Below are 23,031 nucleotides of genomic sequence, written 5' to 3'. Positions count from 1 at the left end.
ACCCCGAGCTATATGTTCAAGGCCATCGTGAGCGCGGCAACGCTCACCAGCGCGCTCGATTCGGTGAGCGTGCTGGTCGACGAGTGTAAGATCCACCTCGAGGAAGACGGTCTCGAAATTCGAGCCGTCGACCCCGCTAACGTCGGGATGGTCGACCTCTCGCTCGATGCGGCGGCGTTCGAATCCTACGAAGCCGACGGCGGGCTGATCGGTGTCGACCTCTCGCGACTCGAGGACATCGCAGGCATGGCCGAATCCGGCCAGCTCGTCCAGCTCGAACTCGACGAAGAGACGCGCAAACTCCACATCCAGATCGACGGGCTCGAGTACACCCTCGCGCTCATCGACCCCGACTCCATCCGACAGGAGCCGGACATTCCGGACCTCGACCTGCCCGCGGAGGTCATCCTGGAGGGGAAAGACGTCAACCGCTCGGTGAAAGCCGCTGACATGGTGAGCGACCACATCGCACTCGGCGTCAAGGAGGCGGACGAATACTTCTACGTCGACGCGGAGGGCGACACCGACGACGTCCACCTCGAACTCACCCAGGAGGACCTGATCGATCTGCAGGTCGGGCCAGCCCACTCGCTGTTCTCGCTCGACTACCTCAAGGACATGAACAAGGCGATTCCGTCCGATACCGAGGTCACCCTCCATCTCGGCGAGGAGTTCCCCGTCAAAATCTACTTCGGCTTTGCGGAGGGACAGGGACAAGTCACGTACATGCTCGCACCGCGCATTCAGAGCGACTGATCGCGCACCGTTTTGCAGGAAAATCGTTCTTACGACGGGAGTGTTTCTATTCGTTACTTGTATCACCGGATTTATTGAGCGCCGTCACGTCAGCGTGGCTCAATGGCAATCCTCGTCGAGTTCACCGTCTCCGCCGACGAGTTTCCGCTCGGCTCGCTGTTCTCGGCGGTTCCGGAGGCGGCGGTCGAACTCGAGCGAATCGTTCCGACGAACGGGGCAGTGTTTCCCTATCTCTGGATCGGCGGCGCGGACCGACACGACGTCACGGCCGCACTCGAGGCGTCGCCGCCCGCGGAGACGTTCACGCTGGTCGATGAACTGGACGACGGGACGTTCCTCGTTCGAGCCGCGTGGGATCCGACGGGCAACGGCATCGTCAACGCGATCGTCGACTCGGACATCACACTCCTCTCGGCGGTCGGCAAACGGAGCCAGTGGCGGTTCAAACTCCGAGCGGACGACCACGACGCGATCAAACGGTTCCAGACCCGGTGTCGGACGAACGATGTTCGGCTCTCCGTTCGCCGACTCCAGCCGCTCGAGTCCCGCAAGACGAACACCGAACTGACGCTGGCACAGCTCGAGGCGCTCGAGTTGGCGTTCGAACGGGGCTACTTCGACGATCCCAGACGGGCGACGCTCGACGACCTCGCGACCGAGCTGGGAATCACCCGACAGTCGCTCGCGGGACGGCTCCGTCGCGGGCACCGGAACCTGCTCGCCCGTCTGTTCGGAATCGACGAACAGGTGGCTCGACGCCAAACGTCGTTTTCGGCCGAGTAGTCACCGCGCCCCAGACTCTAATAGGAGCCCTGGACGTCGATGGACGCCCGAACGCGGAATAGGAGCGCGGTTCGGAGCGTACGCGGTTCGGAGCGTACGCGGTTCGGAGCGTACGCGGTTCGGAGCGAACGGAGTGAGCGAGAACCGCGGATAGCGAACGGGGAGCACAAGCGACCCGTGAGCGAACGGAGTGAGCGAGAACCGCGGATAGCGAACGGGGAGCACAAGCGACCCGTGAGCGAACGGAGTGAGCGAGAACCGCAAACGGTGTGGAAAGTACACCAGTTGTAACTATCGTATCAAACTGATGTGTACGCACCGTTATTTAATGATACTACATAGTAAGGATACGACCTACCAGTCTCTCCAGAGTAGACGTCGTATGCCCTCCGCAGACGATCCGACGGACGCCTCAGAGGCAGCCGAACTCCGATACGTCGCGACGTTCGATCCCGACGCCGGCGAGCGGGCGAGTGAAGCCATCGTGACGGCCGTCGCCGCGCTCACCGGCGACGCGACAGTAGAGCTCAGCCCGCTCTACGAGGCCGTCGAACCCGACTCGCTCGACTCGCTCGTCCGGCACGCCCGCCGAAGCGACGACGCTGGCGTCCACCAGCTGTGGTTCACCTACGAGGGGTTCGACATCGGCGTACAGAGCAACGGCGAGATTCGAATCCGACGGGGTCCCGTCGCGGCCGAGCCGTAACTCGAGTCACCGACCCTCGAGCCGATGGGGCGCAGGTAGCCGGCCCTCGACTCGGTGGAACCCAGGTGACCGACCTCAAGTAGCCGAACGGAACTCCCGCGAGAGCGCAGTTACTCGTGCTCGTCGAGAAACGCCAGCAGTTCCTCGTTTACGTCCGCGGCGTCCTCGATGAAAAACAGGTGCGAACCGCCCTCGAACCGCTCGAGTCGGGCGTTCGGAATCGCCTCCTCGAGCAGCGTTCCGTTCGCCGCGGGGACGACCTGATCGTCGGTCCCGTGGAGAACCAGCGTCGGCACCCGAATGCTGTCGAGGCGGTCGCTGACGTCGAATTTCAGGACGGCGGCGGCCTGGGCCTCGCGAGCCGGGTCCGCGGCGTCCTGCTCGAGTCGCCACTCGAGAATCCGGTCCATCAGGTGCGGGTTTCGGTTCGTGAATCGCTCGTTGAACGCGGGACGCATGCGATGACGGAGTTTCTCCCGCTCGGTGGCCCCCTTCGGCACGTCGAAGATGAACTCCTGCGTTTCCTCGGGAACCGGGACCGCGTCCGGACCGCCGTGACTCGTACAACAGAGCGTGAGCGTCTTCGCGCGAGTGTACTCGATCGCGTAGCGCTGAGCGATCATCCCGCCCATGCTCGCCCCGACGATGTGGGCTTCCCGAATGCCCGCGTCCTCGAGGACGGCTTCGAGGTCGGCCGCGAGCCCGCCGATAGAGTAGCCGGCCAGTTTGAAGATGAGCGGCGCGCGGAGTTTGCGGGGGAGCCGCGGGAGGATCGGCGGCAGCCCGGTGTCGGACTGGCCCGTCCCGCGGTTGTCCGGCGCGATCATGTCGTAGCTGTCGCGGACGGCCTCGCGCTGCCACCGCCACATCCACCGGCCGTACCCCAGTCCCTGCACGAAGACGACGGGCGTCCCGCCGTCCTCGCTCTCCTCGCGCTCGTAGTAGATCGACACACCGTCGCGTAGCGCCCGTGGCATACTCGGAGTGACGTATCGGATCCCCTTGAAATCGACCCTCGTTTGCGCCGTCAGCACCGGGAGTGGCCGGCGATCGAGCGATCCAATCGCCGGTTACCACCCCCCGCGATCCGACGAACAATCAGCGGGTTTAACCCCGCGCAGTAACATCCCATTACCGATGCAGCGACTGCACGCCCGGTACCCGTTCCTCGAGGCCGCCCGCGACGCGGTGGCGACGGAGGCCGTCGATCTGGCCACCGTCGTCGAGCAGGACGAGGCGGTCGTCGACCGCGCTCGGGAGCGCGTCGTGGCGGCCCTCGAGGACGGCGAAACCGGCCAACCGCGGCGGGAGGCCCGCGTCGAGTTGCTCTCCTACCCGGTCGCGCGCGTGCTCGTCTCGATGGTCGAGGAAAACATCCTCGTGCGCAAGTACGCCCGCGCCGAGGCCGCGACGGCCTACGACCGCTTTACGGCCGACCTCGAGGAGACGACCGAACTCAAAAGCGTCGAATCGACGGGGCTCGACCTCGAGACGCTCCTCTCGGAGTTCGACCTCCACGACGACGTCCGGGAGACGTCCGACGGCTACCGAATCGATGTCGGAACCTACCTGCCGCTGGCGGAGGACTGCTGGGACGACGAGTGGCGACTCGTCAACCGCGCACTGGCCGACGGCGAGGTGCCGGTCTCGGAGGCCGAACTCCTCGTCTTGCTTCAGGAGGCCATCCGGAGTCGGATCGAGGACGGGCTTCCCTTCGACGTTCCCGAGGTCATCGCGACGGCGCTCGAGGACGAGGAAGCCGAGATTCGGGAAGTGCTCGCCGACCTCGAACTCACGCGGGAGATCGACACCGTCGTTCCGGACCTGTTCCCGCCGTGTATGAAGGCCCTGCTCGATCAGATTCAGAAGGGCGAACACCTCCCACACCACTCTCGCTTCGCGATCACCGCCTTCCTAGCGAACATCGGGATGTCGACCGACGAGATCGTCGACCTCTACCGCGTCAACTCGTCGTTCGGCGAGGAGATGACTCGCTACCAGACCGACCACATCCGCGGCGACTCCTCGCCGACGGAGTACTCCGCGCCCTCCTGTGCGACGATGCAGTCCTACGGCGACTGCGTGAACAAGGACGATCTCTGCGAACGAATTCCGCATCCGATGGCCTACTACGAGGAACGGATCGACGACGCCGACGACGACGAGGTCGAAGACTGGCGTGACGAGGGCGACGAGGGGCAGGAAGCGAGCGGAGATTAGTCGGGACGAACCGACGCTACCGAGCGCGCGACTATTTTTCGGGCTCCTCGGACAGGTCGTCGGCCTGTTGCTGAATGTCCCGTAACGCCTGCTCCTGTTCGCCACGAGCGAGACCACCCGATTCGACGTGTCGGCCCCCGTACTGCCAGGAGGGTATCGCGTCCCAGACGTCGGACTCGCCGTCGTCGGCGTCCCCGCTCTCGTCACCGCCGTGCGTCTCTGCGCTCGATCCGACCGACGACAGCACCACGACGACGCCGAGCACGGCCAGAACAGCCAGCACGCCGCCGGCGAGCACCGGGTCGACGACGGAGGTCATCCGTACGAGCAGCGACGAGCCGAGAAGCACAAAGACGGCAACGATGGCGAGACGCCGAAGACGACGCCCCGACCCCGCTCGCGACTCCGAACTGGTGTCAGGAGTTTTCATATGTACTGTCATTTCGGAGAGTGTGAAAAAGATGCCGAAGATTCAGCGACTCAGCCCATCGGTCAGCGTGGACGGCCAACTCAGGCTGCGTTCTGGGCGTCCGGGTCGTCGTCCGCCTCGAGGCCGTCCTCGGGGTCGTTCAACAGGAACGCGAGGGTGATGCCGACGGCCGTCAACAGGAGGATGAAGCCGACGATGGCCATCACGAGCATCTCCCCGCCGTCGGCCGACATGGTTTGGCCGTTGGAACCGTATTCGGAGCCGATACCGATCATGGCGCCGAGCATCAGGAGGACGGCGATGACGGCAATGACGATTTCGATGATTCGCTCACGCTCGAGCATTACCGGATTGGTTTCGGCGGACCGGGCAAAAGCGCTTCGAAGGGCGCGCCGGCGCAGTTCGGACGGCGACCGGAGACCCACCGGTCCGCCGAGCGGTCAACAGGAGCGAGCGGCCTTTTTAGCGTAGATTTTTGCGCTGAGTGGGTCCGAGCGCAGCGAGCGAACCCAAAGCGGAAAAAGGTACTTCTGCACGTATAACGAGCATGTGTTTCACGACGAAGTACCCGCTGAATAGTTGAAGTTCAGTAGCCACTCTCCACTCGAACTGAAGGGGTTGACCGTCGAACCCCGTATAAAGCAGCTGCCAGCAATTGCCGGCAAACGTGTTATATCGCTCGAACACCTAGAATCTCCGAATAGCCAGCCGACTACAACAAAGCCGATCAGCACGTCTTGATCGCATCGCTCCGACGCACCTATGAACACAACAGCGTCACCGAAAACACCACTGCCAGTACCGCCGAGCAACCGCCTCGAGGCGCGGGCGCGCCGCGCTCGCACCGAAGCGATGTCCGTCCTCTCGCTGGGCGACGGCCTCTACGAGGTCGAATCCGCCAGCGACCACACCTACCTTGTCGACCTCGAGGGCGGACGCTGCACCTGTCCGGACCACATCTTCCGGGAGGCTCGCTGCAAGCACATCCGCCGGGTCGCCATCGAGATCACCGACGGCAGAACGCCGCCGCCGGGCGAGGTTGCAGTCCCCTGCCACGACTGCGGAACCGCCGTCTTCGTCGACGAGGACGTGGCGGACGCGCCCGCCTACTGCGACGAACACGCGATCTGGCCGGGCAGCGCGGTCCGCGACCGCGAGACGGGCGACCGACTCACCGTCGTCGACGTCTCCGATCTGCGGGCCGACGCGGTTCAGATCGGTGCGGCCGACTGCTCCGTCGCCGACTACGCGACGAACGAGAACTACGAGCCCGACGTCCCCGTCGTCGGCGCCGTCTACCCCCACGCGACCGTCGCGACGAACGGCGTTATCCCCGGCTCGCTGAAGGTCTACGTCTTCCCGCGAACGCGACTCGAGAAGGCGGCGTAGCGTTCGCTTCAGCAGTTTCAGGTCGATGTCGTACGCTCAGTCGGACAGTCGCCGAACGTGTATGTTTCATCTGGGATACCGGTAGACCGTTGATAGACAAATCCGGAATATGCTAATTTCCCGTAGTTTGAACGTACAAACGTACGTCATCGAAATTATCTACAGTGCTAATTAATTCTATTTTGTTACCGTCTATGTCCTCGATTCCATCACTACTGAACGTGGCACTACCTCCACTATCGCTATCACCGACATGGATAGTGACGGTGTAATCTCCTACTTTGGTCATCGTCTCCTCTTTGATCTCAACTGATGACGTAGAAGAGCCATCAGCCGCTTCGATTTGATGCTCTTTTTCATAGACAACCGCTTCATCTTCTTCTATTGTCACGGTAACGCCGATATCCTCCGCTAAACGGTTCATAACCAATATTCGATGTAGTTTGAATTCAACAGTACTACTATCGGAAATACAGCCCGGAAGTACGGCCACAAGTCCAGTCACTGAGAGATATTTTCGTCGTCGCATGCTACGTGAATACTTGCTTTATCATATATTAAATCTAACTAAGCTCGTATAAAATCGTAACTAACTCCCGTTACAAAGGAGGCCCTTCCGGCAACCACGCTACGTGAGCCATGCACACCACGATCGACACGCAGTTCTCGGGCAGTCTCGACCGAGACAAAAACGTTACCCCTTGCCACACTCATCGAAGATGTCTCCCCGTCACGATATGTGGGATGGATCATCAGCCGAGCAGTAGATCGCCGTTTCGAACCCGTCAGACGGATACCCGCGACGAGACGCGACACTCATCTCGGTAAACGATCGGAAACGAATCGGCCGTTGACTCACGGCCGTTTTATTGACACGCGCCAACAACTATCAGGCTATGAGCGACGGGATCGACTACGGCCAGTTCGCGGAGGGACGCCATGTCAACTACTGGAAGCTCGATCGCGCCCTCGAGCGTGAACTGCGCCGAATCTACACCGATTCGGAGTTCGAGTGGGCCGAGTCCCGGCTCTCCGAGTTCGGCGAGATCGTCGGCCACACCATCGCGGACAACGCCGACTACATCGACGATCACGGCCCGGAACTCGAGCCCTACGACAAACACGGCGAGATCCAGAACCGCGTTCGCTACCCCGCCGAACAGCTCGAGAACGAGCGGCTGGCCTACGAGATGGGGATCGTCGCCGACTCGTTCGAAGCCCCGCTAGGCCGCGAGGAGCCGATGCCGCTCTCGCACACCCTCGCGATGCAGTACCTGCTGTGTTACGCCGACCCCGGATTCGACTGCCCGGTGGCGATGACTGCGGGCGCGGCGCTCGTCCTCGAGAAGTTCGACGACGGCGACCTCGGGGCGTACTACGAGGGGCTGACCAGCCGAACCTACGAGGACCTGATCGAGGGCGCGATGTTCCTCACCGAGAAACAGGGCGGCAGCGACGTCGGGGCAAACGAGACCCGCGCCGAATACGACAAAGAGGCGGAGTGTTGGCGTCTCTACGGCGAGAAGTGGTTTTGCTCCAATATCGACGCCGAGGGAACCCTCGCGCTCGCCCGCACGGAAGACGCACCCGAAGGCACGCAGGGCCTCTCGATGTTTCTCGTCCCCCACGCCGACCCCGACGAGGCCGGTGACGGTCCCTACACGAAGGGCGACCGACTCGAGAACGGTCCGCTCTCGCCCGACGAGGTGAACGACCAGCTCTACCGGCGGCTGAAGAACAAGCTCGGGACGATCGCCGTCCCGACCGGCGAGGTCGAGTTCACCGGCGCGAAAGCGTATCTGGTCGGCGAGGAAGAGAACGGGTTCAAACAGATGACCGAGATGCTCAATCTCGAGCGGCTCTCGAACGCCGCCGCCTCCTGTGGAATCATCGGCCGCGTGCTGCTCGAGAGCAAGATCTACGCCGCGAACCGCGAGGCGTTCGGCGAGACGATCGACCAGTACCCGCTGATGCAAGCGGATCTGGTCGACATGGCCGTCGACCACGAGGCGGCGATGGCGTACACGTTCGAGGCGGCACGGCTGTTGTCGGAACGGGAGCGGGCCGAACGCGGCGCAAAATCGGCGGAGAGCGCCACAGACGCCGAGGACACCTACCGCCTAATGAGACTCCTGGTGCCGATCGCCAAGGCCCGAACGGCACGGATGGCCGTCGACACCGCTTCCTACGGGATGGAGATCCACGGCGGCAACGGCTACGTGAACGACTTCGTCACCAACCGGCTGCTCCGTGACGCGCAGGTGCTGCCGATCTGGGAGGGCACCGAGAACATCCTCTCGCTGGACGTGCTGCGGGCGCTCGAGCGCGAGGACGCTCACGAGCCGCTATTCGAAGCGATCGAGGGTCGACTCGAGACCGTTACCCATCCCGCGCTTGCGGACGCCGCCGAGACGGTCGAAGCGGAGTACCACGACCTCGCGGGGGCGCTCGCGACGCTGGCCGGCGCGGACGGCGAGTACGCACAGCTCTCGGCCAAACGGCTCGCTCACTACGTCTTCGACGTCTTCACCAGCGCGCTCCTGCTCGAGGAGGCCCAGACGGAACTCGACGACGGAAACGGGAGGATGGCGCTCGTGGCCCAGCGGTTCGTCGCGAACGAACTCGAGACCCCCGACGCGAGAGGGATCGTGAGCGGCGACCGATCTGCGCTCGAGGCGTTCGAACCGATCGTCAGGGGCGCGCCGGTCGACCCGGAAACGCTCTCGGAGCAGATGGCGGCGGACGACTGAGCGTCCCCGCCGCTGATCGAGGTATCGTCAATCGAGTTCGGAGCCGTCCTCCGTGTACTGCAGTTCGACTCCGTTATCGACGAGCACGTTCCACCAGAACCACCAGACCGCCAGGTAGAGTGCCGAAGCCCCCGCTGCGAACGCCAACATCGGCTCGGCTGGTGGGAGTGTCATCTCGTACGCCTCCGTCGCATCTCGAGGTCGGGACCTCGAACGGTGTCGTTCGTCCGGCGTCGATACGGGTGTGTGAACGACACACACAGTCAAATAGGTTCGCCCACCTGCAGTCGGTCGGTTACGGACGGCGCAGTCGACCGGAGTAGCCCGACTCGACCGGTCCGTTCACTCGAGCAGTTCGGCGGCCTCTTCGACGCCCATCACGCCCTGCTCGACGGCGTTGAGCACGCGGAGGACGTCTTCGTCCGGCCCGTCGTCGGCATCGTCGCCGACCTCCGCGAGCGTCACCTTCTCGCTCTCGCCGACGAACTCGGCGAAGTCGGTGCCGTCGGCGATGGCCGTCTCCTTCTTGACGCGGTAGTTGCCGCCGTCGGTGACGTAGAGGTCGCCGGGGTGGAAGAAGTACCAGTCCTCGCGGTCGAATCGGACGCCGATGCGGGGTTTCGCGCCGAAGTTTTGGGAGAAATAAATCAGCGCCTCCACTTCCTCGCCGGTGAGATAGATGGGGTCACCCGAACTCGACTTCGCTTCGATCGCGTAGAACTGCTCGCCGTCGCCCGCGAGGACGTCCGGCAGTTCGCGTTCCGTCGCGGAACCGCTCGCGGGTGCGCGCATGACCGCGAACCCGGCCTCGTCGAGCGCGTTGACGAGTTCCCGTTCGCGTCTGTCACCCTTCGCCTGAGACATACACGCTCTCACCCGCCGTCCCTAATAAAGGGAGGGAGAACGCGTCGAAACTGATCGGGCGACTACAGCGGAATCATCGCGAGCGCCTCGAGTACCAGCGACGGCGCGGTCCCGGCCTCGTCGAGGCCGAACTCGATCGCGAGGTAGAGCATCGTGAACTGAAAGGCGTTAAGCACGGCGTGGGCGATCGTCGGCACCAGCAGGTTGTCGGTTTTCGCGTAGAGGTAGCCGAAGATCAGCGATCCGCCGAACATGATCGTGAGCGACGCGAGCGTCGCGACGAGCGTTTCAGCGAGGAGGTACATCGGAAGGTGGACGGCCGCGAAGATCAGACTCGTCACCAAGATCGCGTTCGTCCGAGAGAACCCCTCGTAGAGGCGTTTCTGGATGACGTTCCGGAAGAGGAACTCCTCGGCGGGAGCGTTGAAGAAGAAGACGATGAAGATCATGATCAGGATCATCGTCTGGTTCTCGCCGATGATATCCATTACCTGGCTCTCCGCGGCGGGGACGTCGAGCAGCATAAAGAGGATACTCACCGCATAGAGGAACGCGATGACGCCGACGCTGCCGGCGATCAGGTACTTCCAGTCGTTTCGAGTCGGGACGCGGAGATCGATCCACGACAGTCCGCGACCGGTGGCGAACAGGTAGATCACGCCGGCCAGCGCCATCCCGATGAAGTTCAACATCAAGAGCAGCGTCCGACCGCCCATCGAGGCATCGCCCAGCGAGCCACCCATGACGGCATCGAGCAGGGAGGGATCGACCAGGAAGGCGGGAAGCGTCGCGAACTCCGCCATGAGGAGACCGAAGACCGTCAATCCGATCGCGACGAACGTCGATCGGAGCGGCGCACCGTCACGCTGTTCCGAGTGCGAGGGCGTTTCCATGCGGACGACTACGGCGTCGGCCTCCTTGGGTGTTCCTTTCTCGAGACAGTACCGGAAGCGACCGGTCGAACGACCGGCTTACGTCTCGTCGCCGAACGAGAGCGCGCCGTTCTCGAACAGCTGGTCCAACAGTCGCTGCTGACCGATCCGGAGATGCCGGTTGACTGTCGGCTGGGTCACTTCGAGCATCTCGGCGATCTCCTCGCCGGTGCTCTCGCGGGGCCACTCGAAGAAGCCGGCCAGATACGCCGTCCGCAGCACCTCGAGTTGGCGATCGGTCAGCTCGTCGAACAGCGACGTCAGCTGCCTCGTGTTGGAGGTTCGCCTGACGTGGCGACGCGACTGGAGGTCGACGCTGTCGTACTGTTCGGCGAGCATCTCGACGAACTCCCTGACGTCCGTGGTCGTGGGAACGTCGACGGTAATCGTCGTCCGGTCGCCGTCTGCGATGATCGACCGCGGGCTGGCGCCGTGACGAACCAGTCGGGAAGCGACGACGTCGCCCGTGACGGTCGCCTCGAACAGACACTGCTCGTCCGACTCGGTGACGAGTCGGGCGTCCGTTACGGAGACGAGATCGTCGAGGACGGTACGGACAGCGACCGGTGGGACGCCGTTCGTCTCGAAGAACAGCACCGTTTCCGAGCCGGAGTCGACGCCGAGGCCCTCGTACTCGACGGTCGCGCCGGTCTTCCTCGCGATTTGGGACAGCGCGTCGTCGCTGCCCTCGAGCGCGAGCGTGAGTTCGACGAGCGTCTCCGCGTGGAGCGCCTCCTGGGTCTTCGCTGCGTTCGTCGCGTTCGCAATTCCCTCGCCGAGTTCCGCGAACACCGTCCGCTCGAGGTCGGTAAAGGCGTCCGGCTCGTCGGCGTACACCGTGAGCACGCCGTAGCTGTACTCCTCGAACGACAGCGGCACGGAGAGCACCGACTGGAAGCCCGCGTCGAGCGCACTGGTCCGCCACGGCTCGTCTTTGAGCCCCTCGACGACGTTTTCGACGACCGAGGGCGCCCCCGATCGGACGGTCCGAACGGCCGGCTCGTCCGTATCGGCATCGAGTTCGAACGACACCGCATCCAGATACTCCGGTTCGGCGCCCGCCCAGCTCCGCGGCTCGAGCGTCGTTCCGGCGGCGTCGACGTCGCCGATCCAGGCGAACGCGACGGTGTCGCCTTCGACGAGCTGTTCCGGCACGGTTCGTTCGATCTCCTCGCGGCTGTTCGTGCCGATGAGCGATCGGTCGATCCCCCTGATGATCTCGGTGATCTGAATCTGGCGTCGGAGCCGCCGGTTCTGGGCCTCGAGCTCCGCATCGCGTTCCCGGAGGCTCGCCTCGCTCTCGAGGCGGTCGAACGCGGCTTCGGTCGTCGCGACGAGGGTCTCGACCAGTCGTCGCGCCTCGTCGTCGATCGTGGCGGGCGGAGCGATCAGGACGAACACCCCGTGGTCGCCGATCGGGACCAGCAACCCGCCCGGAACGTCGCCGCCGAACAGCGGCGAGTGGTCCCCGGTCGCAGCGTCGTCGACGACCGTCTGCGAGCCGGCCAGATAGGTGTTCCAGAGCACGGAGTCGGCGTCACCGACCGCGATCGACGGCGCGCCGTCGGTCCGATCGGCGAACTCGTCCGTGAGCGCGGTCGGCTCGAACCGGTTCGTTGTCGAATCCAACAGGTAGACTCCCGCGTTCCCAGATTCGAGGATGTCCGCGGCCGTCTCGACGACCAGTTCCGCGACCGCCGTCTCCGTCTCGGCGTTGAGCAGGTCGCGTGCGGTTTCGTGAAGCGACTCGAGTGCGAGTTCGCGCCCCTTCTGCTCGGAGATGTCCTTGATCGACCCGCGGTACGCGCGGAGGTCGCCGTCGGCGTCGAAGATCGGTTCGCCGGTCGCTCGTACCCACCTGCTCTCGTCCTCGTCGGGTTGGAGTCGAGCTTCGAAATCGTACCCCCGTTCGGCGTCCATCGCGTTTCTGAGTCGGATGCGAACGGACGGGCGATCGTCCGGATGGTAGCACTCGAGGGTCGTCTCGAGCGTCGGGGTAACCTCGCGAGAGAGGCCGTGCAAGTGATAGCACTCTTCGGTCCAGGTCGCTTCCGGCGGCTCGGCGTCGACGTCCAGTTCCCAGCCACCGACTTTCGCGATGCGCTGGACGCGCTCTAGCAGGTCGGTCGTACGCTCGAGTTCGCGTTCGCGCTCCTTGCGCTCGGTGATGTCGCGGATCACGCCCGCCGTGCCGGCGAACTCGCCGTCGTCCATGGGTAGCAACGCGACGTGATTCTCCGCTTCGATCACGTCGCCGTCCGCGGTCTCGAGACCCATTTCGAAGGTCCGGTACGGTTCGCCCTCGCGGAGCAGGTCACGCACCAACTCCCTGGCCCTCTCGAGGTCGCCGCTCGTCATGACGTCCGCGACGTCCCACTCGAGAATCCGCTCGGGATCGTACCCCGTGAGCGACTCCATGGCGTCGTTGACGAACAGGAACTCGCCCGACTCGTCGAGCGTATAGACCGGGTCACCGACCGCCTGGATGATCGTCTCGTAGCGCTCGAGTTCGCGTTCGCGTCGTTTGCGGTCGGTGATGTCCTGGATCGAGCCCTGAATCTTGACGACGGTCCCGTTTTCGCGGACCGGTTCACCGATCGTGCGTACCCACCGTTGGTCGCCGTCGTTCGTAACCAGGCGGAGTTCCAGATCGTACGGTTCGCCCGCCTCGATGGCGCGCTCGACTGCCGTCCGGATCTCAGTCTGATCCGCCGGATGATAGAATTCGAGTGACCGTTCCAGGTCGATTCCCTCGCTCCGCGATAGCCCGTGAATCCGGGAGACCTCGTCGGTCCACTCGAGATCGTAGGGCTCGTCTTGCACGTCGAGTTCCCAGGCCCCGATGTTGGCCAGCCGTTGGGACTGCTCGAGAAGCCGCATCGTCCGTTCGAGCCGTCGTTCGTTTTCGAGCTGTGCGGTGACGTCGGTGATGACGCCCTCCAGCGACTCGAGGTCGCCGTTCTCGTCGAAGACGCCGCGTCCGCGTTCGCGGACCCAACGGCGGTCGCCGTCGGCCGTCTCGATCGGGAAGGTTACCTGAAACGGTTCCCGATTCGCGACGGCTTCCTGAACCGTCTCCCACAGCTCGTCGTGTCGGTCGAGAATAAGATCCGAAGCCCAGCTTACGTCGCCGTTCACCAGCGTGTCGGGGTCGTAACCGGTGAGTTCGAAACAGCCCTCGCTGACGAAGTCGAACGGCCAATCCGGCTCGTTTCGACAGCGGTACACCATACCCGGAACGTTGCTCATCAACGTCGAGAGCTGGCGTTCGCGCTCTTTGCGTTCGGAGATGTCGCGACCGATCCCCGTGACGACGGTGTTCCCGTCGAGATCCTCAAGTCTGGAGCCGACGAACTCGTAGGGAATCGACTCGCCGTCGGCGGTGAGCAGCGACACCTCCACTCGCGCGGAACCCGTCTCGAGCGCCTCGTCGATCGCCCCGGCGACCAATCGTTGATCCGCGGGCGAAAAGAACTCGGCGGCGTTCATCGACTCGATCTCGGCCGTCGAGAAGCCGGTCACCGACGAGAGCGTCTCGTTCCACCGCTGAATCTCGCCGTTCCCGTCGATAACGTAGAAGACGTCGTCGACGGCGTCGAGCAACTCATCAGTGTATGCCGTGTACCGCTGTAGCTCCCGTTCGCGGGTCTTCTGCTCGGTGATGTCACGACTGATAGCCACGAACCGGTTCGCGTTCGGGAGATCGAGGTGCAACAGCTGTATCTCGACGGGGAACACCGAGCCGTCACGGCGCTGATAGCGCCCTTCGAAGGTCCGTCGGTCACCGACCGACAGCTCTTCGAGCACCGACTTGACATCCGCTTCGTCGACCAGTTGGTCGTACGTCCAGATTCCCGTCCCGACCAGTTCGTCCTCCTCGTACCCCAGTTCGGTACGGAGCCGTCGGTTCGCGTCGACGATCCGTCCGTCGGCGTCGAGAACGTCGATCATGTCGGGCGCCCTCTCGAACAGCGTCTCGAGTCGCGCGCCCGTCGTTTCTAGCCGCTGCTCGCGTTCCTTCCGCGCCGTGTCGTCCTGACCGGAGACGACGATCGAGACGACATCCCCCGCCTCGTTCGTCACCGGCCGAAACGTGCCGCTCACCCACCGCCGATTCCCGTCCGAATCGTTCAGCTGCGCTTCGTACTCGACGTACGCGCCGGATTCGGCGCGATCGATCCACGCTTGTACGTCCGCCGTCGGCGTCTCCGACCACCAGGGCATCGCCGGGAACGACTCGCCGATCGCTTCCTCCCGATCGCTGTCGACGTACTCGAGGGCCGTCTCGTTGATTCGGCGTACCGTCCCGTCCGGATCGAGCAGGGCGGCGAGCGCCTTCGGATCGTCGAAAACCGCTTCGAACTGTCGGTCGCGTTCTCGAACCGTCGTCGCGAGCGTTTCGATAGCCGCGGACAGCCGGCCCAGTTCGTCGTCGCGCTCGAGGTCGAACGTCGACTCCGCCTCTCGGACCCGGCTCGCGTCGACCCGCGACGATGCGTCCGCGGCTCGGTCGTTCGGGGCCGGTGCCTTCGCGGTTGGTTCGTCCGGTACCGGTGCAGCTGGGTCCGTCTCGGTCCGTTCCGTCGCGTCTGCAGCGGCTCCGTTCCGATTCGTTCCGTCTCCCGCCCTCCCGTTCCGGCCGGCTTCGTCCCGGCTCGAGGCCGGCAGCGACCCGCCGGCTGCAAACTCGGCGACGAACGACTCGAGATCGGTCGCGAGTCGCTCGAGGGCGGTGTCTCGGTCTGGATCGCCGGATGCGGCGAGTCCGAACAGCAGCGGCAGGACGACCGGAATGCCCGACGTCGGCTCCGCCATTGGACGCGGATCCATCGATGCCGTCGGTCCGACGGAGCTCGATGCGACAACCAGCAGCCCGATCCACGCGCCGAACGCGAGCGAGAGGAGGCCGAGAGCGAGCACTCGTGTCTCTCGATCGGTGAGACAGACGAACGATCCCCTGCAAGACGAAGGGATAGCCATACAGCGCGTACGCAACGCCCGCAGATGACGTTCGTGGTTTCGTGCTTCCCTGAAGACCATATATTTAATCTTCTCGAATATTGTGAAAAGTATTCGACGAGAAGCGGACGGACGGGTGACTCAGAGCGCGACGAGTTCGGTCGGAGTACCCGGACGGAGTCGGGCAGTTTCGACCCGCCTTCTATACACGTAGTGTCTCAGTCGCGCCGAGATTACGTGTATAATGGACAGGAGAATAGCCGTCGTTCGCGTCCGGACAGATATAATGCCCGAAGCGACGCTCGACTACCACAACGATTCGATCAGCCTCACCGTCATCGACGCCCTCGCCGACGCGACCGAAACCGATCCGACCGAACTCGAGCCCCTCTACCACGTCGTCGATCCCGAAGCGCTCGACCAGCTATTTACGGGGAACGCGACGGTCAACGGCCGAGTACAGTTCTCGTACGGCGATCACGCCGTCGAAGTCCGAAGCGACGGGACCATCCTGATCGATGGAACGGTCCATGTTCGTGCGTAAGCGGTGGCTACTGCCAACCCGTTCGACACGCTCGCTACCGACGATCGATAGCGCGGGGCTCGAGTCGGTCGCTCGAGCGGAGGCCCACTGGAGATGATTCCGTCGATCGCGACGAGCGACGGCGACTGTCCGCCGGTTTCCGATTCGATCACCGCGCTCGTCGTCGCCAACGATCACCGGTACGGAGACCACCTCGAGGCGACCACCGGGGACAAGTTCACGATCCGGACGGCCGAGTCGATCACGGACGCGATAGCACGACTCGAGGACGTCGACTGTCTCGTCAGCGAGTACGCGCTGGCGGACGGTGACGGCCTCGACCTGCTCGACCGAGTGACTGACCGAGCGCCCGCACTGCCGATCGTCTTCCTCGTGAACGGCACCGACGAGTCGTCGGTCGCTGTCGACGCGATTCACGGCCACCGATGGGCCGACTGCATCGTCCAGCCCGACACAGCGACGCTTCCCGACCGACTGCGCCACCGCGTCGAAACGCTGGTCGAACACCGCCGACTCGCCGCGCTCTCCCACCGATCGCTCGCCAGCGTCGAACTCGCTCAGGACGCGATTGCGATCGCCGCACCCGGCGGCGATCTCGAGTTCGTCAACCGATCGTTCGCGATGCAGTTCGGCGCCGACCGCGACGCACTCTGCGGGACGGCCTGGCGGGCACTATTCACCGACGACAGCGTCGAGCGCCTCGAGACCACCGCGATCCCGACCGTCACGGACGGCTGGCGCTGGACCGGGAGCTGTACCGGTCGGCGTGGATCGGACGAGCCGTTCGAGGTCAGGGTTCGGCTCGGGGGACTCGAGGACGGGAGCCTCGTGTTCGGGGTGGACACGCCGGCTCGTGACGGTGGTGAGAACGAGGCCGTGTAACCGGACGCGGTGCTCGAGTTGTGAAGTTACCATAGTAGCCACTGAAAGTCAATGTACACCCGATCGCAGGAGGGAAGCGCGGTTCGGAGCGTACGCGGTTCGGAGCGTACGCGGTTCGGAGCGTACGCGGTTCGGAGCGTACGCGGTTCGGAGCGTACGCGGTTCGGAGCGTACGCGGTTCGGAGCGAACGAAGTGAGCAAGAACCGCGGCAAAGCGAGCGGGGAGAGACGAGCCGGGAGCTGTGCGATCGGTGTGTAAATCGTTTCAGTTGTTACTAAGAGGAGAGATACCGAGGCTATTCTCGTAGCGACCGCTGGTACAGACAAGCGTTCTGCTCATGCTGGCGGCAACGATTTCCACGTCCTCCCCAACCGATTCGCTCACGCCAGAGGCGCTCGCTCATCCCTCGCGCACTGGCGACGCGCTCGAACGCCGTGAGAGCGCGTCGTCGACAGTGCGCGCCACCGCAGCAAAATAGCACGAGCGGGGTCGAGACGTTCGTCGTCGCTACGTCCGAACTGTTCCGGATGAAATTGCCTATGTTCCGTGGTCCCACGACCCCATGTAGTCGCGCTGGGTGTCCGTCAGCGAGTCGAAGTCGACGCCTTCGGCCGCGAGTTTGATCTCGGCGATCTCCTTGTCGAGTTCGTCGGGAACGTCGTGGACGCCGGCCTCGTACTCGTCGCTGTTCTCGAGCATCTCGCGCACGCAGACGGCCTGTACGCCGAAGCTCTGGTCCATCACTTCGACGGGGTGGCCCAGCGAGATGGGCGCCGCGAGGTTCACGAGTCGCCCCTCGGCGATGACGTTGAGTCGGCGGCCGTCCGCGAGTTCGTATGCTTCGACGCCGTCGCGGGCCTCGTAGCGATCGACCGCGAGGTCGTCGAGCGCCTCGAGATCGATCTCGATGTCGAAGTGGCCCGCGTTGGCGAGTAAGACGCCGTCGTTCATCGACTCGAAGTGCTCCCCGACGATGATGTCCCGATTGCCCGTCGTCGTCAGGAAGACGTCGCCCACTTCGGCCGCGTCGGCCATCGGCATGACGTCGTAGCCTTCCATGTGGGCCTCGAGCGCACGGCGCGGCTCGACTTCGGTGACGATGACGTTCGCGTTCTGGCCAGAGGCCTTCCGAGCGACGCCCTTGCCGCAGTAGCCGAAGCCGGCGACGACGACGTTCTTGCCGGCCCACGAGAGGTTCGTGGTCATGGCGATAGATGCAAGGGAAGACTCGCCGGTGCCGTGGACGTTGTCGAAGAGGCGCTTCATCGGGGTGTCGTTGACCGCGAAGACGGGGTACTCGAGCGCGCCGTCTTCGTCCATCGCGCGCAGGCGGTGGACACCCGTCGTGGTCTCCTCGGCCCCGCCGACGATGCCGTCGATCAGTTCGGGGTAGTCCTCGTGGATCGCGGCGACGAGGTCCATCCCGTCGTCCACCGTCACTGTCGGTTCGTGGGCGATGACGGCCTCGATCGCGGCGTAGTACTCCTCGTCGTCGACGCCGCGTTTGGCGTAGCTCGTGATGTTCTCGTGGGTGTCGAGCGCCGCGCTCACGTCGTCGTGAGTCGACAGCGGGTTGCAGCCCGTGACGGCGACTTCCGCGCCGCCCTCCGCGAGCGTCTCGACGAGGATCGCCGTCTTCGCCTCGACGTGCATCGCCATCGCGATGCGTTCGCCCTCGAAGGGCTGATTGGCGACGAACTCCTCGCGGACGTGCTCTAAGATGGGCATGTGCTGGGTCGCCCAGTCCATCTTTCGGCGGCCTTCCTCCTGTGCGGCCTCGAGATCCGCCAGTTGCTCGCTGATCGGCGGATACGCAGTATCGGTCATACCTCAATCGAAGGGAACGGCGGGGAAAACGCTACCGAAGTCACGGAAGGCTCACCTCAGTTTGGGTGATTGAGGCTATCGGCGAGTCGGATGCAGATATGCCCACAGAGCAGTGCGAGCGCGAACGCTGGAATACGAGCGGACGCAGAATCCGATCCAACAACTACGGCCGCGGTACTCCAGCTGATCGCAAATCCAAGACCCGCAACGAGAACGACAACTGCCGTTGCAGCCTTCGAACGTTCGACGTGGTCGAGCACGGCTGAACCGACCGCTCCAGCAACGATGCCTACCACGATCGACGGCACCACGCCGATTGATACGAATGATCGGACATCAACGACAAACAGGTGAGTTCCTCCCAGGAGAAACAGTCCGAGTGCGAGGTCTCGGATCAACAGACTCGAAAGAGAACGAAGCCTCACGGAGACACTCATTAGTTAACTACTGATCCTCATTGTGAATACTTTGGTACAGATTTCACAGCCATCATCGGTAGGATATGGCGACTCTGTTGTTGTCTTGCAGACATATTCCCACTTATTCTGCAGCCGTATTTATACCTAATCCATATGAGCGATGATTCGAACGTCAGTGACGGGATCGTGCCTCTGACAACCCGATCGGAAAGCCGTCCTCTGACATCCGCTTTTGGCCCGTCAGCCACCTGAAGAGCCAGAAGTCGTCAAACTCCTCAACAGTTATCAATCAGACGACCCGCCAGCATGCTCGGGCGGCCCGCCGCCCTGGCCATTGTTACCGTTGGACTCGCCATCGTCGGCATCATCCGATGGACCACCGGCGTGTGCTGGTGGTCCCTGTCGGTCCTCGTCGTCCTCACTCGGCGGGCCGGCGTGGCTCGGCGGGCCCGCGTGATCCGGTGCGTTACCCGGGTTGTTCTCGACGACGAAGGAAGCGATCTGGAGTCCCCGCGGCTCGTCGTCGGTCAGATTGTTAGTCTTGAAGTCGTTGAGGAGTTGCCCGAAGTTCTCCGGCCCCTCCTCGACTGGCTCGAGTGTCGTCGTCGTCTCGACCGATTCGTCGTCGACGGTCGCCTCGAGCGAGATCTCGACGCTCTCGTTACCCGTCGGTGCCTCGAGGGCGACCGTTCCGTTCTCGTCCGTCGCGTGCGTTCCCGTATCCGCGTACGAGGCGTTCTCGTCGACGGTCGAGACCGTAACGCTGGTGTTCGCGACGCCGTCACCGTCTGCGGTGAGCGTCGCGGTCACGTCGGCACCGTCCTGGGTTACGTCGATCGAGGCGTTTCCGTCAGCCTCGTCATCTTCGGACTCCGCTTCGTCGGATTCCTCGTCGGTAGAGTTGTCAGCATCGTCTTCGGGCTCCTCATCCTCGGGCTCCTCGATGTCTTCGTCCGATATCGAGGCGTTCGGTTCCTCTGCGGTCGCGCTCGCGGCTGCGACGCCTGGCAGTGCGAACACGGACAGCAACATGACGGCGGCCAACGCCACCGCGAATAGTTTTCGAGTACTCATCGGTCGCGACATTCAGAGAATCGTGAATAAACCCCCTTGGCAGTTCTCGACGGTTCCGGGACGATATGAGGGCCGTAGAGGACGTTTGAGAGTTTATAACTAATTCTGAACGTTCAGTTCGGTTCACTGACCCTGTCTACTAACCGAACCTTCCGGTCAGTTTTCGGCGCGATCGACCAGCGCTTCGGCGGCCTCGCTGGCCTGCGTTCGAACCGCCTCCTCGTCGAGCGTCAGCACGTCGCGGTCGCGCATGAGCACTTGTCCGTCACAGATCGTGTGGCGGACGTCGGACGCCGCCGCGGCGTACGCGAGGTGACTCACGAGGTCGTGACGCGGGGTCAAGTGAGCGGACTCGAGGTCGATCACGGCGAGGTCGGCGGGCGCCCCTTCCTCGAGCCGACCGACATCGAGACCGATAGCCTCGGCGCTGCCCTGGGTCATCATCTCGACCACCGACTCGGCGGGCACCGCGCTCGCGTCGCCGGTCTCGAGTTTGCCGATCATGGCGGCGTCGCGGGCCTCGTCTAACATCGAGAGGTCGTTGTTCGAGGCCGCGCCGTCGGTGCCGATTCCCACCGTCACGCCCGCGTCGAGCATGCGCTGGACGGGAGCCATTCCGCTCGCCAGTTTCATGTTCGAGGCCGGACAGTGGACCACGCCCGTCCCGGCTTCGGCGAGCAGGCCGATCTCGCTCTCGTCGAGGTGGACGCCGTGGGCGATGAAGTCGCCCTCCTGGACCATCCCGTGCTCTGCGGCGTAGGCCATCGGTCGGACGCCGTGTTCCTCGACGATCGGCGTCACCTCGTTCGTCGTCTCGTTCGCGTGGTAGTGGATCGGCACGCCGAGCTCGCGAGCCTGCGGGACGAACTCCTCGAGATACTCGCTCCCGATCGTTGTCAGCGAGTGGGGCATAAAGGCCGTCGAGATCCGGCCGTCCGCGCGGCCGTCGAGTGCTTCGGCCACTTCGAGCCCCTCTCGGGCGTCCTCGCGGGCCTCCTCGTCGTTCGACGCGACGGTGACGACCCCGTGACCGAGACGGGCGCGGAGCCCGGCCTCCTCGACCGCGTCGGCGATGTTCGGGACCATGAAGTACATGTCCGCGAAGGCGGTCGTCCCGGATGTGATCATCTCGAGCGCGCCGAGTCGCGTGCCGTGGTAGACGTCGTCGGGCGTCAGTTCGGCTTCGGTCGGCCAGATATCTTCCTGGAGCCACGCGTCGAGTGACTTGTCGTCGGCGTAGCCGCGCATGAGCGTCATCGCGACGTGGCAGTGGCCGTTGACGAAGCCGGGCGTGACCAGCGAGCCCGTCGCGTCGAGCGTCTCGTCGGCCTCGCCCGCGAGGTCGTCGCCGACCTCGAGAATCTCGCCGCCGTCCTGATCGACCAGTACGTCCGTGCGCGTGACCGTGATATCGGGCAACAGCACCTGCCCGCCGGTGATCGCCAGTGTCGTCATGGCTCTGGGTTTCTCCCACGAGGGCCTTATACTGTCGAAAAAGCGTCAGCGTGGTTCGCATCGCCAGTAGCGCTCGCGCTCGTGAATTTCGTAGTCGAGGGCTTCGAGTATCGCCCTCGTTTCCCCCGGCACGTCCCCCGCGAGGCCCTCGTCGTGCGATTCGACGAAAACGATCGGTCGGTGTCGCTCGAGCGTCGTTCGGGCACCGCGGAGGACGGCGGGAGCCGCGCCCTCGACGTCAATTTTGAGGTGATCGGGCGGGAAGAGATCGTCCTCGAGCACGATATCGTCCAGCCGACGGATCGGAACCGACCGAACGTCGGCAACGACGGCCGCCCAGCGGGTCGCGCTCGCGCGGTCGAACGCCGACAGTTCGGGGTACGTCGAGACGTAGAAGGGGCGCTCGCCGGAGTCGTCGCCGATACCGCAAGCCAATACGTCGATCCGGCGCTCGAGGTCGTTCGCGCGAACGTTCCGCCACAATCGCTTGACGGCGGCCGGCGACGGTTCGAACGCGACGACGTGTCGGTCGGTCGCGCCGCTCGTCAGCGCGAGCGCGTAGATCCCCACGTTCGCGCCGATATCGTAGACGACATCCGACGGCCCACAGCAGGCGGCCAGTTCCGCGAGCATCGCGTCGTTCCCGTGACGGTTGAGCGGCTCGTAACAGCGAAACGTCCCCGCCGGCGTCCGATTGCGGCGCGCGAGGAGTTCGCGGTCGTAGTTCGCCGCGGCGAGCCGGTAGTACCCCCGGTAGCCGACGCTACGAGCGGCCCGAAGCGTCCGGTTCGCGAGAGACACCGGATCCGGCATCGCCATCCACTCGGTGCTCTCGAGACGGATCCGATTGTATATGCGGTCCCTACGCCGATTCGAGGGACGAGATTCGGGCGAACGACTACGTCGGGTCCGGTGTATTCTACGTCTACGCGGGCCGGCTCTGGCGGGCCCCGCGGTCGACGACAGCTCCGGACGCAGTTACGACGGCTGCTCGAGTGAGTCGAAGCCTACGTGACGTTTCTCATCGCGGACGCGCTGTT

Annotated in this window: 21 protein-coding genes; 8 read left to right on the top strand and 13 right to left on the bottom strand. The window is 64.0% G+C overall.

The window, feature by feature from the left end; all coding sequences use genetic code 11:
* Positions 1-12 precede the first annotated feature (12 nt).
* From ACSFC5_RS18095 to ACSFC5_RS18085, 3 genes are all read left to right on the top strand, one after another.
* Complete coding sequence (locus ACSFC5_RS18095) at positions 13-756, top strand: DNA polymerase sliding clamp (RefSeq protein WP_090307936.1); 744 nt, start codon at positions 13-15, stop codon at positions 754-756.
* Positions 757-858: 102 nt separating this feature from the next.
* The gene (locus ACSFC5_RS18090; protein WP_440766641.1) at positions 859-1,539 is read left to right on the top strand and encodes a helix-turn-helix domain-containing protein; all 681 of its coding nucleotides are present in this window, start codon (positions 859-861) and stop codon (positions 1,537-1,539) included.
* Between the two features lie 382 nt (positions 1,540-1,921).
* Positions 1,922-2,245, top strand: coding sequence for a HalOD1 output domain-containing protein (locus ACSFC5_RS18085; RefSeq protein ID WP_440766640.1), 324 nt, complete (start codon positions 1,922-1,924; stop codon positions 2,243-2,245).
* Between the two features lie 110 nt (positions 2,246-2,355).
* Here the strand turns inward: ACSFC5_RS18085 and ACSFC5_RS18080 are convergent, their stop codons facing one another.
* Complete coding sequence (locus tag ACSFC5_RS18080; RefSeq protein WP_440766639.1) at positions 2,356-3,222, bottom strand: alpha/beta fold hydrolase; 867 nt, start codon at positions 3,220-3,222, stop codon at positions 2,356-2,358.
* Positions 3,223-3,382: 160 nt separating this feature from the next.
* Between ACSFC5_RS18080 and priL the strand changes: the two genes are divergently transcribed.
* Positions 3,383-4,465 (top strand): DNA primase regulatory subunit PriL, encoded by a 1,083-nt coding sequence (gene priL / locus ACSFC5_RS18075; protein ID WP_440766638.1) that lies wholly within the window; start codon positions 3,383-3,385, stop codon positions 4,463-4,465.
* 31 nt (positions 4,466-4,496) lie between these two features.
* On the opposite strand, the gene ACSFC5_RS18070 is transcribed toward priL, so the two are convergent.
* Together ACSFC5_RS18070 and ACSFC5_RS18065 are read right to left on the bottom strand one after the other, a co-directional pair.
* A complete protein-coding gene (locus ACSFC5_RS18070) occupies positions 4,497-4,895 on the bottom strand; it encodes a hypothetical protein (protein ID WP_440766637.1) in 399 nt (132 codons plus the stop codon).
* Between the two features lie 80 nt (positions 4,896-4,975).
* The gene (locus ACSFC5_RS18065; protein WP_440766636.1) at positions 4,976-5,239 is read right to left on the bottom strand and encodes a DUF7472 family protein; all 264 of its coding nucleotides are present in this window, start codon (positions 5,237-5,239) and stop codon (positions 4,976-4,978) included.
* Between the two features lie 418 nt (positions 5,240-5,657).
* On the opposite strand from ACSFC5_RS18065, the gene ACSFC5_RS18060 reads away from it, so the two are divergent.
* Positions 5,658-6,284: an SWIM zinc finger family protein gene (locus ACSFC5_RS18060; RefSeq protein WP_440766635.1), complete on the top strand. Its 627-nt coding sequence runs from the start codon at positions 5,658-5,660 to the stop codon at positions 6,282-6,284.
* Between the two features lie 112 nt (positions 6,285-6,396).
* Here the strand turns inward: ACSFC5_RS18060 and ACSFC5_RS18055 are convergent, their stop codons facing one another.
* Entirely contained in the window at positions 6,397-6,813 is a 417-nt protein-coding gene (locus ACSFC5_RS18055; protein ID WP_440766634.1) for a hypothetical protein, read from the bottom strand.
* 367 nt (positions 6,814-7,180) lie between these two features.
* On the opposite strand from ACSFC5_RS18055, the gene ACSFC5_RS18050 reads away from it, so the two are divergent.
* On the top strand, positions 7,181-9,034 hold the full coding sequence (locus ACSFC5_RS18050; protein WP_440766633.1) for an acyl-CoA dehydrogenase family protein: 1,854 nt from the start codon (positions 7,181-7,183) through the stop codon (positions 9,032-9,034).
* 27 nt (positions 9,035-9,061) lie between these two features.
* Here the strand turns inward: ACSFC5_RS18050 and ACSFC5_RS18045 are convergent, their stop codons facing one another.
* The 4 genes from ACSFC5_RS18045 to ACSFC5_RS18030 all read right to left on the bottom strand — a co-directional run bounded on the left by ACSFC5_RS18045 (position 9,062) and on the right by ACSFC5_RS18030 (position 15,810).
* Positions 9,062-9,208 (bottom strand): hypothetical protein, encoded by a 147-nt coding sequence (locus ACSFC5_RS18045; RefSeq protein ID WP_440766632.1) that lies wholly within the window; start codon positions 9,206-9,208, stop codon positions 9,062-9,064.
* A 168-nt stretch (positions 9,209-9,376) separates the two neighbouring features.
* The gene (gene hjc / locus ACSFC5_RS18040) at positions 9,377-9,898 is read right to left on the bottom strand and encodes a Holliday junction resolvase Hjc (protein WP_440766631.1); all 522 of its coding nucleotides are present in this window, start codon (positions 9,896-9,898) and stop codon (positions 9,377-9,379) included.
* A 62-nt stretch (positions 9,899-9,960) separates the two neighbouring features.
* The gene (locus tag ACSFC5_RS18035; protein ID WP_440766630.1) at positions 9,961-10,791 is read right to left on the bottom strand and encodes a CPBP family intramembrane glutamic endopeptidase; all 831 of its coding nucleotides are present in this window, start codon (positions 10,789-10,791) and stop codon (positions 9,961-9,963) included.
* 78 nt (positions 10,792-10,869) lie between these two features.
* Positions 10,870-15,810 carry a PAS domain S-box protein gene (locus ACSFC5_RS18030; RefSeq protein WP_440766629.1) on the bottom strand — a complete coding sequence of 1,647 codons (4,941 nt, stop codon included), beginning with the start codon at positions 15,808-15,810 and terminating at the stop codon, positions 10,870-10,872.
* A gap of 265 nt (positions 15,811-16,075) precedes the next feature.
* Between ACSFC5_RS18030 and ddfA the strand changes: the two genes are divergently transcribed.
* Together ddfA and ACSFC5_RS18020 are read left to right on the top strand one after the other, a co-directional pair.
* Entirely contained in the window at positions 16,076-16,333 is a 258-nt protein-coding gene (gene ddfA / locus ACSFC5_RS18025) for a DdfA family disk-determining factor (protein ID WP_090307884.1), read from the top strand.
* A 93-nt stretch (positions 16,334-16,426) separates the two neighbouring features.
* Entirely contained in the window at positions 16,427-17,215 is a 789-nt protein-coding gene (locus ACSFC5_RS18020; RefSeq protein WP_440766628.1) for a PAS domain-containing protein, read from the top strand.
* Positions 17,216-17,753: 538 nt separating this feature from the next.
* Here the strand turns inward: ACSFC5_RS18020 and ACSFC5_RS18015 are convergent.
* The 5 genes from ACSFC5_RS18015 to ACSFC5_RS17995 all read right to left on the bottom strand — a co-directional run bounded on the left by ACSFC5_RS18015 (position 17,754) and on the right by ACSFC5_RS17995 (position 22,810).
* Positions 17,754-19,043, bottom strand: coding sequence for an adenosylhomocysteinase (locus tag ACSFC5_RS18015; protein ID WP_440766627.1), 1,290 nt, complete (start codon positions 19,041-19,043; stop codon positions 17,754-17,756).
* A 56-nt stretch (positions 19,044-19,099) separates the two neighbouring features.
* A complete protein-coding gene (locus ACSFC5_RS18010; RefSeq protein WP_440766626.1) occupies positions 19,100-19,480 on the bottom strand; it encodes a hypothetical protein in 381 nt (126 codons plus the stop codon).
* Positions 19,481-19,747: 267 nt separating this feature from the next.
* Positions 19,748-20,536, bottom strand: coding sequence for a hypothetical protein (locus ACSFC5_RS18005; protein WP_440766625.1), 789 nt, complete (start codon positions 20,534-20,536; stop codon positions 19,748-19,750).
* Between the two features lie 156 nt (positions 20,537-20,692).
* Positions 20,693-21,991, bottom strand: a complete 1,299-nt coding sequence (locus ACSFC5_RS18000; RefSeq protein ID WP_440766624.1) for an amidohydrolase — start codon at positions 21,989-21,991, stop codon at positions 20,693-20,695.
* 45 nt (positions 21,992-22,036) lie between these two features.
* The gene (locus tag ACSFC5_RS17995) at positions 22,037-22,810 is read right to left on the bottom strand and encodes an FkbM family methyltransferase (protein WP_440766623.1); all 774 of its coding nucleotides are present in this window, start codon (positions 22,808-22,810) and stop codon (positions 22,037-22,039) included.
* Positions 22,811-23,031: the final 221 nt, after the last annotated feature.

Origin of the sequence: Natronorubrum marinum, assembly GCF_052040125.1 — an archaeon.
Taxonomy (GTDB): domain Archaea; phylum Halobacteriota; class Halobacteria; order Halobacteriales; family Natrialbaceae; genus Natronorubrum.
Note: the sequence above shows the minus strand (reverse complement) of the source record. Positions and strands in the feature narration are given on the sequence as shown.

Coding starts and splice junctions, on each gene's coding strand:
- ACSFC5_RS18095 (WP_090307936.1), top strand. CDS start 13: ATGTTCAAGGCCATCGTGAGCGCGGCAACGCTCACCAGCGCGCTCGAT.
- ACSFC5_RS18090 (WP_440766641.1), top strand. CDS start 859: ATGGCAATCCTCGTCGAGTTCACCGTCTCCGCCGACGAGTTTCCGCTC.
- ACSFC5_RS18085 (WP_440766640.1), top strand. CDS start 1,922: ATGCCCTCCGCAGACGATCCGACGGACGCCTCAGAGGCAGCCGAACTC.
- ACSFC5_RS18080 (WP_440766639.1), bottom strand. CDS start 3,222: ATGCCACGGGCGCTACGCGACGGTGTGTCGATCTACTACGAGCGCGAG.
- priL (WP_440766638.1), top strand. CDS start 3,383: ATGCAGCGACTGCACGCCCGGTACCCGTTCCTCGAGGCCGCCCGCGAC.
- ACSFC5_RS18070 (WP_440766637.1), bottom strand. CDS start 4,895: ATGAAAACTCCTGACACCAGTTCGGAGTCGCGAGCGGGGTCGGGGCGT.
- ACSFC5_RS18065 (WP_440766636.1), bottom strand. CDS start 5,239: ATGCTCGAGCGTGAGCGAATCATCGAAATCGTCATTGCCGTCATCGCC.
- ACSFC5_RS18060 (WP_440766635.1), top strand. CDS start 5,658: ATGAACACAACAGCGTCACCGAAAACACCACTGCCAGTACCGCCGAGC.
- ACSFC5_RS18055 (WP_440766634.1), bottom strand. CDS start 6,813: ATGCGACGACGAAAATATCTCTCAGTGACTGGACTTGTGGCCGTACTT.
- ACSFC5_RS18050 (WP_440766633.1), top strand. CDS start 7,181: ATGAGCGACGGGATCGACTACGGCCAGTTCGCGGAGGGACGCCATGTC.
- ACSFC5_RS18045 (WP_440766632.1), bottom strand. CDS start 9,208: ATGACACTCCCACCAGCCGAGCCGATGTTGGCGTTCGCAGCGGGGGCT.
- hjc (WP_440766631.1), bottom strand. CDS start 9,898: ATGTCTCAGGCGAAGGGTGACAGACGCGAACGGGAACTCGTCAACGCG.
- ACSFC5_RS18035 (WP_440766630.1), bottom strand. CDS start 10,791: ATGGAAACGCCCTCGCACTCGGAACAGCGTGACGGTGCGCCGCTCCGA.
- ACSFC5_RS18030 (WP_440766629.1), bottom strand. CDS start 15,810: ATGGCTATCCCTTCGTCTTGCAGGGGATCGTTCGTCTGTCTCACCGAT.
- ddfA (WP_090307884.1), top strand. CDS start 16,076: ATGCCCGAAGCGACGCTCGACTACCACAACGATTCGATCAGCCTCACC.
- ACSFC5_RS18020 (WP_440766628.1), top strand. CDS start 16,427: ATGATTCCGTCGATCGCGACGAGCGACGGCGACTGTCCGCCGGTTTCC.
- ACSFC5_RS18015 (WP_440766627.1), bottom strand. CDS start 19,043: ATGACCGATACTGCGTATCCGCCGATCAGCGAGCAACTGGCGGATCTC.
- ACSFC5_RS18010 (WP_440766626.1), bottom strand. CDS start 19,480: ATGAGTGTCTCCGTGAGGCTTCGTTCTCTTTCGAGTCTGTTGATCCGA.
- ACSFC5_RS18005 (WP_440766625.1), bottom strand. CDS start 20,536: ATGAGTACTCGAAAACTATTCGCGGTGGCGTTGGCCGCCGTCATGTTG.
- ACSFC5_RS18000 (WP_440766624.1), bottom strand. CDS start 21,991: ATGACGACACTGGCGATCACCGGCGGGCAGGTGCTGTTGCCCGATATC.
- ACSFC5_RS17995 (WP_440766623.1), bottom strand. CDS start 22,810: ATGGCGATGCCGGATCCGGTGTCTCTCGCGAACCGGACGCTTCGGGCC.